The 15,158-nt window shown below is 55.5% G+C and carries 14 protein-coding genes; 5 read left to right on the forward strand and 9 right to left on the reverse strand.

Features of this window, described 5'->3' with window-relative positions; translation table 11 throughout:
- Window positions 1–223 precede the first annotated feature (223 nt).
- Entirely contained in the window at window positions 224–439 is a 216-nt protein-coding gene (locus tag GRH90_RS06665) for a hypothetical protein (protein ID WP_162365168.1), read from the forward strand.
- 104 nt (window positions 440–543) lie between these two features.
- Here the strand turns inward: GRH90_RS06665 and GRH90_RS06670 are convergent, their stop codons facing one another.
- The gene (locus tag GRH90_RS06670) at window positions 544–723 is read right to left on the reverse strand and encodes a YciY family protein (protein WP_162365169.1); all 180 of its coding nucleotides are present in this window, start codon (window positions 721–723) and stop codon (window positions 544–546) included.
- 183 nt (window positions 724–906) lie between these two features.
- Here GRH90_RS06670 and cls point away from each other — a divergent pair, with 183 nt between their 5' ends.
- Together cls and GRH90_RS06680 are read left to right on the forward strand one after the other, a co-directional pair.
- Entirely contained in the window at window positions 907–2,367 is a 1,461-nt protein-coding gene (gene cls / locus GRH90_RS06675) for a cardiolipin synthase (RefSeq protein WP_162365170.1), read from the forward strand.
- Between the two features lie 70 nt (window positions 2,368–2,437).
- Window positions 2,438–2,767, forward strand: a complete 330-nt coding sequence (locus GRH90_RS06680; protein ID WP_218586229.1) for an HI1450 family dsDNA-mimic protein — start codon at window positions 2,438–2,440, stop codon at window positions 2,765–2,767.
- 74 nt (window positions 2,768–2,841) lie between these two features.
- Here the strand turns inward: GRH90_RS06680 and oppF are convergent, their stop codons facing one another.
- From oppF to oppA, 5 genes are all read right to left on the reverse strand, one after another.
- Window positions 2,842–3,858, reverse strand: coding sequence for a murein tripeptide/oligopeptide ABC transporter ATP binding protein OppF (gene oppF / locus GRH90_RS06685; protein ID WP_162365172.1), 1,017 nt, complete (start codon window positions 3,856–3,858; stop codon window positions 2,842–2,844).
- A complete protein-coding gene (locus GRH90_RS06690; RefSeq protein ID WP_162365173.1) occupies window positions 3,855–4,862 on the reverse strand; it encodes an ABC transporter ATP-binding protein in 1,008 nt (335 codons plus the stop codon). Before GRH90_RS06690 ends, oppF begins: the two co-directional genes overlap by 4 nt.
- Before the next feature lie 11 nt (window positions 4,863–4,873).
- Window positions 4,874–5,782 carry an oligopeptide ABC transporter permease OppC gene (gene oppC / locus GRH90_RS06695; RefSeq protein ID WP_162365174.1) on the reverse strand — a complete coding sequence of 303 codons (909 nt, stop codon included), beginning with the start codon at window positions 5,780–5,782 and terminating at the stop codon, window positions 4,874–4,876.
- Between the two features lie 14 nt (window positions 5,783–5,796).
- Entirely contained in the window at window positions 5,797–6,717 is a 921-nt protein-coding gene (gene oppB / locus GRH90_RS06700) for an oligopeptide ABC transporter permease OppB (protein ID WP_162365175.1), read from the reverse strand.
- A 104-nt stretch (window positions 6,718–6,821) separates the two neighbouring features.
- Window positions 6,822–8,459 carry an oligopeptide ABC transporter substrate-binding protein OppA gene (gene oppA, locus GRH90_RS06705; protein ID WP_162365176.1) on the reverse strand — a complete coding sequence of 546 codons (1,638 nt, stop codon included), beginning with the start codon at window positions 8,457–8,459 and terminating at the stop codon, window positions 6,822–6,824.
- A gap of 1,091 nt (window positions 8,460–9,550) precedes the next feature.
- Here oppA and adhE point away from each other — a divergent pair.
- On the forward strand, window positions 9,551–12,268 hold the full coding sequence (adhE, locus tag GRH90_RS06710; protein WP_162365177.1) for a bifunctional acetaldehyde-CoA/alcohol dehydrogenase: 2,718 nt from the start codon (window positions 9,551–9,553) through the stop codon (window positions 12,266–12,268).
- Here adhE and GRH90_RS26495 read toward each other — a convergent pair.
- Together GRH90_RS26495 and GRH90_RS06715 are read right to left on the reverse strand one after the other, a co-directional pair.
- Window positions 12,258–12,392 (reverse strand): hypothetical protein, encoded by a 135-nt coding sequence (locus GRH90_RS26495; RefSeq protein ID WP_281352727.1) that lies wholly within the window; start codon window positions 12,390–12,392, stop codon window positions 12,258–12,260. The two genes, adhE and GRH90_RS26495, sit on opposite strands and share 11 nt — an antisense overlap.
- Before the next feature lie 86 nt (window positions 12,393–12,478).
- Complete coding sequence (locus GRH90_RS06715) at window positions 12,479–13,078, reverse strand: LysE family translocator (protein WP_162365178.1); 600 nt, start codon at window positions 13,076–13,078, stop codon at window positions 12,479–12,481.
- A gap of 98 nt (window positions 13,079–13,176) precedes the next feature.
- Here GRH90_RS06715 and GRH90_RS06720 point away from each other — a divergent pair, with 98 nt between their 5' ends.
- Window positions 13,177–14,055, forward strand: a complete 879-nt coding sequence (locus tag GRH90_RS06720) for a LysR substrate-binding domain-containing protein (RefSeq protein ID WP_246235916.1) — start codon at window positions 13,177–13,179, stop codon at window positions 14,053–14,055.
- A gap of 372 nt (window positions 14,056–14,427) precedes the next feature.
- Here GRH90_RS06720 and GRH90_RS06725 read toward each other — a convergent pair whose 3' ends face one another.
- A complete protein-coding gene (locus GRH90_RS06725) occupies window positions 14,428–15,048 on the reverse strand; it encodes a thymidine kinase (protein ID WP_162365180.1) in 621 nt (206 codons plus the stop codon).
- Window positions 15,049–15,158 lie beyond the last annotated feature (110 nt).

A 15,158-nucleotide genomic window follows, 5' to 3' on the forward strand; every position in this document is an offset into this window, starting at 1 on the left:
ATGCGCATTAAATCTGATTATCATTTAGGAATTATCTTAGTACATAAAATAACCAACTTTAAATCAGGTGTTTACTGACGCGATTAGCATAAATATTCATGAAATGCGCGGTTCGGCGCCAACATCCGGTTTGTAGCGGGAAGCAATATCTAATACTTTGTAAATGCTGTACTCCCCGTTAAGAAGTTAACAACTGGAGGTATGTATGTTGAAGAAAATCTTTATGGCAATACTCGTAATGTCCGCCGCCGGCACCACCGCTGCATTTGCAGCCGGTGCCGCGGGAACGACGGAAGCGGCTACGCAAAGCGCTTCCGGTGCCGCGACGACGTCCGACCCGGGCTTTGTTGCCGGTTCGGTGGCCGCCATGGCATCGGCCAGCGACCCGACCGGCACCGGGACGTCGACGTCGACATCAACGACCACCGCCACACAGTGACAGAGACATAATAAGGAAAGGGATAATCCTGATTAAAACCGTAACATGGAACTCAAATACGGTAAACCGGCTTAAAGCCGGTTTTTTTATCGCCGTTATCGCGGTCAAATACCGTAAGACGTCACGGAAAAGAGCAACGAGCGGCGCTGCTGTTTTAATTGAAGATGCCGTAAACGGGTCAGGTGACGGTAAGTGCGGGACTGGGCTTCCACCCACTGACTACGCCGGCGCTGCGCCTGCCTTAACATGCGCCAGCGGCTGACTTCATTTCTGCTTCTTTTCATGGCTCGAACTGACTCTTGCCTGATATTGAGTACGCCATTATAAATCATTTTCCCGGCCTGCCAAGCCTGTGGGGCGGTACGCCAAACCGCTTAACGGTCCGCGCGCGGCAAAACAATTTCCTCTTTTCGCCCCTTATGCGTACACTCATGCCTAACGCCTTGCGAACAGGATTTCTCGCCTCTATGACTACTTTTTATACTGTAATCAACTGGCTATTGGTGTTCGGCTACTGGTTGCTGATCGCGGGTGTCACCCTGCGCGTGTTGATGAAGCGACGCGCGGTTCCCTCCGCAATGGCCTGGTTATTGGTCATCTATATTCTCCCCCTGGTGGGTATTATTACTTATCTGCTGTTTGGTGAACTTAACCTCGGCAAGCGCCGCGCGGAACGGGCCAAGGCCATGTGGCCGTCCACGGAAAGGTGGATGCAGGACCTTAAGCAGTGCAAACGGATTTTCGCCACCGAAAACAGCGAAGTCGCCCGCTCGCTGTTTAAGCTGTGCGAACACCGCCAGGGCATGGGCGGCCTGAAAGGCAACCAGCTGCAGTTGCTGACCGGCACCGAGGACACCCTTAAAGCGCTGATCAAGGACATCGGGCTGGCGCAGAACAATATCGAGATGGTGTTCTACATCTGGCAGGCCGGCGGCCTGGTGGATCAGCTGGCGGAAGCGCTGATGGCCGCCGCCAGGCGCGGCGTAAGCTGCCGCATCATGCTCGATTCCGCCGGTAGCGTAGCCTTTTTTCGCAGCCCCTACCCGGCCATGATGCGTAATGCCGGCGTCGAGGTGGTGGAAACGCTGCATGTCAGCCTGCTGCGGGTATTCCTGCGGCGCATGGATTTACGTCAACATCGCAAAATGGTGCTGATTGATAATTATATCTCCTACACCGGCAGCATGAATATGGTCGACCCGCGCTACTTCAAGCAGGACGCCGGCGTCGGGCAATGGATTGACCTGATGGCCAGGATGGAAGGTCCGGTGACCACCGCCATGGGGATTATTTACTCCTGCGACTGGGAGATAGAAACCGGCAAACGGGTGCTGCCCCCGCCGCCGGATGTCAATATCATGCCGTTTGAACAGGCGACCGGACATACCATCCAGGTCATCGCCTCCGGCCCCGGCTTCCCGGAAGGGATGATCCACCAGGCGTTGCTGACCTCGATTTATTCCTCGCGCCAGCAGCTGATCATGACCACGCCCTACCTGGTGCCGAGCGACGATCTGCTGCACGCGATTTGCACCGCGGCCCAACGCGGCGTGGACGTGCATATCGTGGTGCCGCGCTATAACGACTCCATGCTGGTCGGCTGGGCCAGCCGGGCCTTTTTCGCCGAGCTGCTGGAAGCCGGGGTGAATATCCATCAGTTCGAGGGCGGCCTGCTGCACACCAAGAGCGTGCTGGTGGACGGCCAGCTGAGCCTGGTCGGCACCGTTAACCTGGATATGCGCAGCCTATGGCTGAATTTTGAAATTACCCTGGTAATCGATGACGATGACTTCGGCAGCGACCTGGCGCGGGTGCAGGAGGATTATATCGCCCGCTCGCGGCTTATCGATCCGCAGGTATGGGCGAAACGACCCTATTGGCAACGCATAGTGGAACGCCTGTTCTACTTTTTCAGTCCGTTGCTGTAATTTTGCCGGTGGTCATGCTGTAATAGCGCTTCGCTATCCCTTGACGCACCCGTGATACACCAACAGGACCCTGGTTATGGATTTGGACAATCGCCTGACAGATGATGAAACTCTCGAGCAGGCTTATGATATTTTCCTGGAGCTGGCGCCGGACAACCTTGACCAGGCCGATCTGATTCTTTTCCACCTGCAGTTTGAACAACGCGGCGCGGCGGAGCTGTTTGACCCGTCGGAAGAGTGGCATGAGCAGGTTGATTTTGATCTCAACCCGGATTTTTTCGCGGAAGTGGTTATCGGCCTGGCGGACGAGGACGGGCAGGAGGTCAACGACGTATTCGCGCGCATGCTGATTTGCCGCGATAAATCGGAAAAAATCTGCCATATCCTCTGGAAAGAATAACGCGCCCCGCCGGCTACCCAGGCACGCCATGCCCGCCTGCGCCCGTCGCCACAACGATCGTGTTAAATGACCGGTTATTGCGCCAGCTGGCTCACATCCACCTTAATGCACGAGCAGGCGTGGCGGAAGCTGCCCTGCAAAATCGGCCGGGTTACCGCGCATTCCTCGCTGGCTATGGGACAACGGGTACGGAACACGCAGCCCGACGGCGGGTTGATCGGCGACGGCAAATCCCCTTCCAGCAGTTGAATGATTTTATTGCGTTCTTTATCCGGATCCGGTATCGGCACCGCCGACATCAGGGCCTTGGTATAAGGATGCCGCGGATTGTTGTACACCTGATCGTAGGTGCCCAGCTCCACCGCATGGCCCAGGTACATCACCAGCACCCGATCGGAAATGTGCTTCACCACCGCCAGATCGTGGGCAATGAAAATCAGCGACAGCCCCATCTCCCGCTGCAGCTGCTGCAACAAGTTCACCACCTGCGCCTGGATCGACACATCCAGCGCCGAGACCGGCTCGTCGCAAATCACCAGCTTGGGCTCGAGGATCAGCGCCCGGGCGATACCGATGCGCTGGCACTGCCCGCCGGAAAACTCATGCGGGTAACGGTTGATAAGGTTCGGCAGCAGCCCCACCTTCAGCATCATGTTGCGCACCTTATCCTTCACCTGCTGACGTGGCATTTTCGGATGATAGGTATGCAACGGCTCGGCAATGATATCGCCGATGGTCATGCGCGGATTAAGCGAGGCCAGCGGATCCTGGAAAATCATCTGGATATCGTTACGGGTCGCGCGCCAGTCGTCGCTGCTCATCCCCTGCAGCTCTTTGCCCAGCCAGGCGATCCGCCCGCTGGTGGATTTCACCAGCCCGATCAGCGCCCGGGCAAAGGTGGATTTGCCGCAGCCCGATTCGCCCACCACGCCCAGGGTTTCCCCTTCGTACAACCGCAGAGACACGCCATCGACCGCCTTCAGGCTCTTGGCCGGCTGCCAGAACCACTGCTTATCGCCTTTCACCTCGAAATACACCTTCAGGTTGTCGACATCAAGCAGCACTTTCTTTTGTTCATCCATGGCGTTCATGCCAATTCCTCCAGGGGCTTATAGCAGGCGCGCAGGCGCTCTTCGCCGAACCGCTCAAGGGCCGGCATGGTAACGCAGATGTCCATGGCGTAAGGACAGCGCGGCTGGAACGGACAACCCTTGGGCAAACGCAGCAGGTTGGGCGGATTGCCGGGAATGGTGACCATCATGGCCGAACCGTCGGCGTCCAGGCGCGGCACCGCCGCCAGCAGGCCGATGGAGTATGGATGACTGGGGTGATAAAAAATATCGCGCGCCTTACCGTATTCCATGGTGCGGCCCGCGTACATCACCAGCACCCGGTCGCAGATGCCGGCCACCACGCCAAGATCGTGGGTAATCATGATAATGGCGGTATTGAACTCCCGTTTGAGTTCGTTAAGCAACGTCATGATCTGTGCCTGGACGGTCACATCCAGCGCGGTGGTGGGTTCATCGGCAATCAACAGCTTCGGCCGGCACAACAACGCCATGGCAATCATCACCCGCTGACGCATCCCACCGGAAAACTCATGCGGATACATACGCATCCGCTTACGCGCCTCGGGCATTTTTACCGCGTCGAGCATCCGCACCGACGCTTCAAAAGCCTCATGCTTGCTGACATTTTTATGCATCATCAGCACTTCGATCAGTTGCTCGCCCACCCGCATATACGGATTAAGCGACGTCATCGGGTCCTGGAAAATCATCGAGATTTCCGAGGCGCGCAGCTTGTTCAGCTGCTTTTCCGGCAGGTTAAGGATTTCCCGGCCGTTAAAGGCCGCCGACCCCTCGATGCGGCCGTTGGACGCCAGCAGGCCCATCAGGGCAAACGCGGTCTGCGATTTACCTGAACCGGACTCACCCACGATGCCCAGCGTTTCGCCGGCGCGCAGGGTAAAGTTCAGGTCGTTAACCGCGGTAACATCCCCGTCGGCGGTGGCGAAGGTCACCCGTAAATCCTTGACGTTCAGCAATGCCGGTGCCGGCGCTCCCGGCATGGTATGGTCGATTATGCTCATCACGGCACTCCTTAACGATCTTTCGGGTCGAGGGCATCACGCAGGCCGTCGCCGATAAAATTGAAACAAAACAGCGTCACCACCAGGAAAAAGGCGGGAAACATCAGCAACCAGGGCGAGACCTCCATTGAGTTGGCGCCGTCGCTTAACAGGGCGCCCCAACTGCTCAGCGGTTCCTGCGTCCCGAGGCCCAGGAAACTGAGAAATGACTCAAACAGGATCATGCTCGGCACCAGCAGCGATGCGTACACCACCACCACCCCCAGCACGTTGGGGACGATATGGCGCAGGATGATATTACGGGTACGCACCCCGCTGACCACCGCCGCCTCGATAAACTCCTTGCGTTTCAGGCTCAGGGTTTGGCCGCGCACAATACGCGCCATATCCAGCCATGAGACCATGCCGATGGCGATAAATATCAGGAAGATATTTTTACCGAAAAAGGTCACCAGCAGGATAACGAAGAACATAAACGGAAAGGAGTTGAGGATTTCCAGCAGGCGCATCATCACCGAGTCGATTTTACCGCCGAGATAACCCGACAACGCGCCGTAGAGCGTGCCCAGGATCACCGCCACCAGCGCGGCGGCAACACCGACCATCAATGAAATGCGCCCGCCGATGGCCACCCGCACCAGCAGGTCGCGGCCGGAGGAGTCGGTGCCGAAGTAGTGCGCGGATTCGATGCCCGGCGCGGCCGACATCATGGCAAAGTCGGTGTCGTCATAACTGAACTGCGCCAGGGACGGCGCCAGGGCAACAAACACCACGATCAGGCCCAGGACGATAAGACTGGCTAACGCGGCCTTGTTATGGATAAAGCGCCTGCGGGCATCCTGCCATAGGCTGCGGCCTTCCACTTCCAGTGTTTCGCTGAATTTCTCCAGAGCCTCGCTATTTTTATTTCCAACTAACATGTGAGTGCTCCAGCCTAATAACGAATTTTCGGGTCGATAACCGCATACAGCACATCGACAATCGCATTGAATAAAATGGTCAGCGTGCCGACCAGGATGGTCAGGCTCAGCACCAGCGAATAATCACGGTTCAGCGCGCCGTTGACAAACAGCTGGCCGATGCCGGGCAATCCGAAGATGGTTTCGATGACCATCGAGCCGGTAATAATGCCGACGAAGGCCGGGCCCATATAGGAGATCACCGGCAGCAAGGCGGGTTTAAGGGCATGGCTGAAGATAATACGCCGCATGGGCAAGCCTTTGGCGCGCGCGGTGCGGATAAAGTTGGAGTGCAGCACTTCGATCATCGAGCCGCGGGTAATACGCGCGATGCTGGCGATATAGGCCAGCGACAGGGCAATCATCGGCAGCAATACAAATTTGGGCTCGCCGCCGTTCCAGCCCCCGCCCGGCAGCCACTTGAGCGTAATGGCGAAGATCAGCACCAGCAGGGGCGCCACCACGAAGCTTGGGATCACGACGCCGGTCATGGCAAACCCCATGGCCAGGTAGTCCCATTTGGTGTTTTGCCGCAGGGCCGCCATCACGCCGGCGAATACGCCCACCACCATCGCCAGGATAAAGGCCGCCAGGCCGAGCTTGGCCGAGACGGGAAATGAGTTGGCCACCAGGTCATTGACCGAGTAGTCCTTATATTTGAACGACGGGCCGAAATCACCGTGCGCCAGTTGTACCAGATAGGCGCCGTACTGCTTAATCATCGGATCGTTGAGATGGTATCTGGCTTCGATGTTGGCCATCACTTCCGGCGGCAGCCCGCGCTCGCCGGTAAAAGGACTACCGGGCGCCAGCCGCATCATAAAAAATGAAATGGTGATCAAAATGAATAGCGTCGGAATCGCTTCAAGAAACCGGCGGATAACAAACTTTAGCATGCCTAATACCTATAACGTGCACTTATTCAAGCCGTTCACATTGAACAGGAAAAACAGGGCACGGCCCACGACGGCCCTGCCCTGTCATCATCCATTACGCGTGGTTAGTGTTTAATTATGTAAAGATCTTTCACATACACATTATCCAGCGGATCTTTACCGGTGTAACCGCCGACGTAAGGTTTTACCAGACGGGCGTTAACATAGTAATACACCGGGACGATAGCGGAATCCTTATCCAACTGCTGTTCAGCCTGCTGATACAATGTCGCGCGCGCGTCCTCGCTTTTCGCCTCTACCGCGTCGGCAATGATCTTGTCGAACGCCGGGCTGGAGTAATGCGCGGTATTGCTGGAACCATTGGTCAGCATGATATTCAGGAACGTGGTGGGTTCATTGTAATCGGCGCACCAGCCTGCGCGGGCCACGTCAAAGGTGCCCTGGTGGCGGGTATCAAGGAAGGTTTTCCATTCCTGGTTTTCCAGCTTCACTTCAACACCCAGGTTCTTTTTCCAGATCGACGCAACGGCAATGGCCAGTTTTTTGTGCAGGTCGGAGGTATTGTACAACAGATCGAAGGTCAACGGCTTGTCTTTGGTGTAACCGGCCTGCTCCAGCAGCTTGCGCGCTTCGGCATTACGTTTGTCCTGGCTCCAGCCAAACCATTCCGGCGGGGTCAGCTTGGCGCCGTCGGTATACGGAGGGGTAAAGCCATAGGCCGGCAGATCGCCCTGCGCCTTGACTTTATTGACGATAATATCGCGATCCATGCCCAGCTTCAGCGCGGTGCGCACGCGCACATCGTTAAACGGCGCCTTTTGGTTATTTATTTCATAATAATAGGTGCACAGATAAGGATCGACATGCACTTCTTTCGGAATTTCGCGTTTTAGCTTCTGGAATAATTCAATCGGCAGGTTGTTATAGGTCATATCGGATTCGCCGGCGCGATAGCGGTTAACATCGGTCACTTCCGACGAGATCGGCAGGTAGGTGACCTGGTTGATCACCGTCTTGGCATTATTCCAATATGACGGGCTACGTTCCAGAACCAGTCGTTCGTTGACCACCCAATCCTTGACCTTATAAGCGCCATTGCCCACCCAATTGGCCGGCTGGGTCCATTTTTCGCCAAATTGCTCCACCACCTTCTGCGGCACCGGCGACATGGCCGGATTGCTTAACAGTTTCGGAAAGTAAGGTACCGGCTGGCTGAGCGTGACTTCCAGGGTTTTATCATCCACGGCCTTGACGCCCAGGGTATCGGGTTTCATTTTGCCAGCGATGATTTCATCGATATTGACGATGTGGGCATACTGCGGATAGCTTTCATACGGCGAGGCGGTCTGCGGGTCGGCCAGGCGACGCCAGCTGTAGACAAAATCCTGCGCCGTCACCGGATCGCCGTTGGACCATTTGGCATCTTTACGTAAATGGAATGTCCAGACTTTGTTATCCTTGGTTTCCCAACTTTCAGCGGCGCCAGGCTGCGTGTGGCCGTAAAGGTCATTGATGGTCAGCCCTTCCAGCACGTCGCGATTGATATTGGATTCCGGCACCCCTTCGATTTTATGCGGGTCAAGGGATTGGATTTCGGCGCCGTTGCCGCGCACCAATTCCTGTTTGTCGCTAAGCTGTACGCCGGCGGGAACGTCCGCGGCGAAAGTGGTTCCTGCCGGCACTATGCCTAATGCGGCAAAGATGCCCGCCGTCAGCAGTGTCTTTTTCGTGATGTTGGTCATTATCAGTGCACTCCAGTTTTTTATTATTGCGTGACCATGACTTGGCGACACGCAGGTTCCCGTTAAACGGGTATGACAACTCCCCCGCCCCTATAGGATGAACGCAACCATAAGGCGAAGGAGCGGTATTCCTTATTGGTGAAGGCTATAAAGGAAACAAGCCGGCGCGACACCGGCAAAAATATCGGTCTGGTGGGACGCAGGACCTGAAAGAAGTTATTTACCATCATATAAAATCAAGGAATATCGGCCTTACATGAAAAAAAAATTATTATTTAATCATTTGTTACATATAAACACATAAGGTCAATTTGTGCCCTACAAAGAGAATAAACGGCTAATGATACAAGGATAAACACTAATAACATCTGTGTTGCATCGTGACAAGACCCTGAGCCTTCCGGGTTGAAAAAAAATCCGGAAAATTCCGATGATGATTTTTATCGGTTTGAATTAAAACACTATTTTTTTGCTTTTTCGCTACCGGAGCGCCGTTGCGCAGTAAATATACGCTGACGCTTTATGGTGCGCCTTGCCTTTTTTTGTGCATGTTTTGCCATAATGTGATGCATTACTTTTCCCTAACCACGGGCGCTATAAGCCGGGTTGCTTTAAGGATGATTCGCATTGTGCGCCAACGGCATAACCCGTACTCTGGGTCCAGAGCGACGGTTGTGCGTAGTTTTGCAATCGTTATGTTAATGGGTTGTGATGTGATTTATCCCGACATTTATTTGGTTAACCTAATAATGGATTCTCTGTAACCTTTACGACAATCTTGTCTAGCTGAATGGAGTCAGCATCAAAAATTTGTGATATGTATCACATATAACTACGCCAATACTCTTTAAGATCTCTTCAGGCCGAACCCTGGCATCGAATAAAATATAGACTGCTTAGCCAGAAATATTGTTAAACTAAATGATTGAACAAGCTCGTTAAGTAAAAAGCCATTTGTGCCAATGCATATCCATCATTGGGCAGATAGACTACTTAGTATAATATTAGTCTTATGCACATTTGTGGGCAGGCTATTTACTTAAAGAGCTTAACAATTTAACCAAAATTTTAACTTTTATTAGGAGAGCATTATGGCTGTTACTAATGTCGCTGAACTCAATTTGTTGGTAGAACGCGTTAAGAAAGCCCAACGCGAATTCGCCAACTTTTCCCAGGAGCAGGTGGACAAGATTTTCCGCGCCGCCGCCCTGGCAGCGGCCGATGCACGCATCCCTCTCGCCAAGATGGCCGTGGCCGAATCCGGCATGGGTATCGTCGAAGATAAAGTGATTAAAAACCATTTTGCCTCCGAATATATCTACAATGCCTACAAAGACGAAAAAACCTGCGGCATCCTGGCCCAGGACGATACCTTCGGCACCATTACCATTGCCGAGCCTATCGGCATCATCTGCGGCATCGTGCCCACCACCAACCCGACGTCCACCGCCATCTTCAAGGCGTTGATTTGTCTTAAAACCCGTAACGGCATTATTTTCTCGCCGCATCCGCGCGCCAAGAACGCCACCAACCGCGCCGCGGAAATCGTGCTCAAGGCCGCCGTGGCCGCCGGCGCGCCGAAAGATATCATCGGCTGGATTGACGAACCGACGGTAGAATTGTCCAACCAGCTTATGCATCACCCGCTGGTCAACCTGATCCTCGCCACCGGCGGGCCGGGCATGGTCAAGGCCGCCTACAGCTCCGGTAAACCGGCCATCGGCGTCGGCGCCGGCAACACCCCGGTGGTGGTGGATGAAACCGCGGATATCAAACGCGTGGTGGCCTCCATCCTGATGTCGAAAACCTTTGATAACGGCGTGATCTGCGCCTCCGAACAATCGGTTATCGTGGTCGACGAAATTTATGACGCGGTGCGCGAACGTTTTGCCAGCCATGGCGGCTATATGCTGCGTGGCGACGAACTGAAGGCCGTGCAGGGTATTATCCTGAAGAATGGCGCGCTGAACGCGGCCATCGTCGGCCAGCCGGCGGCGAAGATTGCCGACATGGCCGGTGTCCGGGTCCCGGGCAACACTAAGGTGTTGATCGGCGAGGTCACGCTGGTGGACGATTCAGAACCCTTCGCCCATGAAAAACTGTCTCCGATGCTGGCCATGTATCGCGCCAAGAACTTCGAAGACGCGGTGATGAAGGCGGAAAAACTGGTGGAAATGGGCGGCATCGGCCACACCTCCTGCCTGTACACCGATCAGGACAACCAGCCGGAACGGGTGAATTTCTTCGGCGACAAGATGAAGACCGCGCGCATCCTGATCAACACCCCGGCCTCGCAAGGCGGCATCGGTGACCTCTACAACTTCAAGCTGGCACCGTCGCTGACGCTGGGCTGCGGTTCCTGGGGTGGGAACTCGATTTCCGAGAACGTCGGGGTCAAGCATCTCATTAACAAAAAAACCGTGGCCAAGCGAGCTGAAAATATGATGTGGCATAAGCTTCCCAGATCCATCTATTTCCGTCGTGGTTCATTGCCGATTGCCCTGGACGAAGTGGCCAGCGACGGCGCCAAACGCGCATTTATCGTCACGGACCGTTATTTGTTCAACAACGGCTACGCCGACCAGATCACCTCGGTGCTGAAAAACCACGGCATCGAAACCGAAGTATTCTTTGAAGTGGAAGCCGATCCGACCCTGAGCATCGTGCGTAAAGGGGCTGAACAGATGATGTCGTTCAAACCCGACGTCATCATTGCGCTCGGCGGTGGCTCCCCGATGGACGCCGCCAAGATCATGTGGGTGATGTACGAACATCCGGGCACCCCGTTCGAAGAGCTGGCCCTGCGCTTTATGGATATCCGTAAACGTATCTACAAGTTCCCGAAAATGGGCGTGAAGGCCAGGATGGTTGCGGTAACCACCACCTCGGGCACCGGTTCGGAAGTGACGCCGTTCGCCGTGGTGACCGATGACGCCACCGGCCAGAAATACCCGCTGGCGGATTACGCCCTGGTGCCGGATATGGCGATTGTCGACGCCAACCTGGTGATGAACATGCCGAAATCCCTCTGTGCCTTCGGTGGTCTGGATGCGGTCACCCATGCGCTGGAAGCCTATGTGTCCATCATGGCCACCGAGTTTTCCGACGGCCAGGCGCTGCAGGCGCTGAAGCTGCTGAAAGAGTTCCTGCCGGCCAGCTATCATGAAGGCGCCAAGAATCCGGTCGCCCGTGAACGCGTACATAACGCCGCCACCATCGCCGGCATTGCGTTCGCAAACGCCTTCCTGGGCGTGTGTCACTCCATGGCCCATAAACTGGGTTCGGAATTCCATATTCCCCATGGCCTGGCCAACGCCATGCTGATTGCCAACGTCATCCGTTACAATGCTAACGACAACCCGACTAAACAGGCGGCGTTCAGCCAGTACGATCGTCCGCAGGCCCGTCGCCGTTATGCCGAAATCGCCGACCATCTGGGACTCAGCAAACCGGGCGACCGTACCGCGCAGAAGATCGAGAACCTGCTGGCATGGCTTGACGAGATCAAGGCCGACCTTGGCATTCCGACGTCCATTCGCGAAGCCGGCGTGCTGGAAGCCGATTTCCTGGCCAAGGTGGACAAACTGTCCGAAGATGCGTTTGATGACCAGTGCACCGGCGCAAACCCGCGTTATCCGCTGATTGCCGAACTCAAGCAAATCCTGATGGATACGTATTACGGCCGTAAATTTGTCGAACCCTTCGAAAACGCCGTAGCGGCCTCGGCGGCGCCCGCGCCGGTCGGCAATATCCAGGCGACGATAAATGAAGCTAAAACCGAGAAAAAAGGCAAGAAAGTCACCAGCTGATGTTCTTGCCGCCGGTAAGCGCTAAACTTCGCTCACCCAATATCCCCGCTCCGGCGAGGGAAACATAAAAAAGCCCCGTAAGGGGCTTTTTTGCGTCCGGCGCAGCCAACTTAACGTTATCCATAACCGACGCCCTGCGCCCCGCCAGTGTAGCGGCCAAGCTGTAACGCCCGTTCCCTGCGCAGGGTCGCTCAAGGCGAAGCGCGTCATTCATTCGAGCCACATCGGAATAATTGAAATAGCGAGTAGAACGCCCAATAAAGCGTTAAGTGCATGCCATTGCGTATCTGTCCGAAGGAGGCGGGCGAACAGCAAGCCGGCAATGCACCAGAGGGACAGCGAAAAGATTGCCGCGAGCCCGAACGAGCATCCGAGGGTGAGAGCGAGACGTAATGGTTCAGCCGCCGGCGAGGCGAAAGAGGCGGCGGCTCCCAATGTCATCGCCCAACCTTTCGGGTTGTGCCAAACCAGCCAAACGGCACCCAAGAATCTCGTGGGCTTGGTGATGTCCGAATGCAAGCGTGGTGGGCCGCTGCGCGCCATTTTCCATGCCAGCCATAATAGGTAAAGTGTGCCGACGAGCTTCATGGCGAACTGAAGGGACGGCAACGCCAGAATAACGCCCCCTAATCCACCAGCAGCCCCAGCGGCCATGGAAGCAAGACCCGCCGCGATCCCACACATGAATGGCAAGGAACGGCGATAGCCAAAATGGGCGCCGGACGCGGTAGCCAATGTCGTAGCACCGCCTGGGGTAATCGTGGACACGATGACGAACAGAATCAGTGGCAAAAATTCAGCGACGGACATTCAATCCTCCAAACGTAGTGGATGAATTCTATCGTGGCGCCATGCATATCTGAATCTCATATTGTGCATGTCATGCATTACGAGTCATAATGCATGCTATGGTTCGCAATCTTGATATCACTCTGCTTCGCACCTTCGTCGCCGTCGCCGATCATAACGGCATGACGGCGGCCGGAAACGCTTTGCATCTTACGCAGAGCGCAGTCAGCCAGCAGATTGCCCGGCTGGAAGACTTATCTGGCGCTTTATTTATTCGTGAGAGGCGGACGCTTCGTCTGACGTCAAACGGAGAGCGGTTCCTGGGAAAGGCAAGGCGACTTATTACGCTTAATGACGAATTGTGGGCAGATATGGCGGAAGGGGCGATAGATGGCCTCGTCCGCCTTGGTGCGCCTTATGATCTTGTAGGGACATGGCTACCCCCGATTCTTAAGACTTTTTCGCAAGCGCATCCGAAGGTGGATCTCAGGCTTGTTTGTCTAGCGTCTCCTGAACTTTTGACCGCCGTCGCCGATGGCGCGCTAGACCTCGCCCTGATCGAGGAGCCGGTTGGGAAGCCGGATGGTGAATGCTTGGCAGTTGATCGTCTGGTCTGGGTCGGCGCGAAGGGCGGCGCGGCGTATCTGAAGACCCCGCTTCCGGTTTCCATGGTTGCGGAAACCTGCGCTTTCCGTCCCGTTGTTTTGCGGGCGCTCAGTGAACGCGATCTTGCTTGGCGAACCATGTTCGAGAGCGGCAGCATTGATGCGACACGCGCCGCGGTTCGGGCCGATCTTGCGGTAACGGTGTGGCTAGCCTCGACCGTTCCGGACGATCTCCATATTCTACCCTTTGGGGAGAACTTGCCTAAACTCCCCTCGCTCGCAATCAATCTTTACCACGCGAAAGGGCCGCTCCCACGTGCGGTCGGCGAACTCACGCAGCAAATACGGCATAGCGTAAGCGTCCCCCTTATTGCCGACCAAGCAATCCCCTAGCGCCATTGCCGGCGACATTTTAGCCTGGCCGGAACCCGGACACTTCAGCTTAGCGGCGACACCAGGGCCGTTTGATGCGCCGCAATGCGTACTAGCGCCATGACGCGCGCACCAACGCAGCGAAGCGACTCACCGTGCTGTTTGCGCGCCACCGCTTCAGACGACGTCTTCTACACTGCGGCGTTTACGATGGTTTTTATGCGTCGGCCTCAGCCGCCGGTAAGGCGTATTATGTCCTTTGTACGCCGCGCTGAGGGCTTTTTCGGCGCCGGGCATGCGAAGACCCGGCCAACACCGTTTTTTGCCGCCACGAGCCCGCCAGGGCTTTTTTGATAACGCGGCCCCAATGGCCTAACCGGCAGCGGCGTGAATTTAGGCCGACGGCGCCAGGCGGATATAGCCGGGCACGGGCAAATCCTGCTCCAGCGCCTCTTTATAATGTTTCCGGCATACGGAGACATAACGTTCCTCGCCGCCAATCACCACCTGCTGGCCGGCATGCACGGGCTTGCCTGCGTCATCCAGCCGTAATACCCGGTTGGCCTTGCGACCGCAATAACAGATGGTTTTCAACTCGACTAATTTATCCGCCCAGGCCAGAAGATATTGACTGCCGGGAAACAACTCGCCGCGAAAATCAGTCCTTAAGCCATAACAAAGGACCGGAATATCTAAACTATCCACCACGTCCGCCAGTTGGCTAACCTGTTCGCGGGTTAAAAACTGACTCTCATCCACCAAGACGCAGTGCAGCGGTTGCCGCAGATGCGCCCGCCTGATGGCGGCCAACATATCGGTATCAGGACGGTAAAGCTCCGCCGGCGAGGAAAGTCCGATGCGGGAACGGACCTGGCCGCGTCCGTAACGATTATCTATTTCAGCGGTAAATACCAGGGTGCGCATGCCGCGCTCCTGATAATTATACGAAGATTGCAGCAGCGCGGTGGATTTACCCGCATTCATTGCTGAATAATAAAAATATAGTTGAGCCATCAGCCCGTCACCCCGGCAAAAAAATCACGGCATAATAAATATGACCATAAGTGTATCATATTCTTTAACACAAAGGGCCGGCCCCGCCCCGCTGGATTCCCTGCTCACCG

The organism is Acerihabitans arboris (assembly GCF_010131535.1).
Lineage (GTDB): Bacteria > Pseudomonadota > Gammaproteobacteria > Enterobacterales > Enterobacteriaceae > Acerihabitans > Acerihabitans arboris.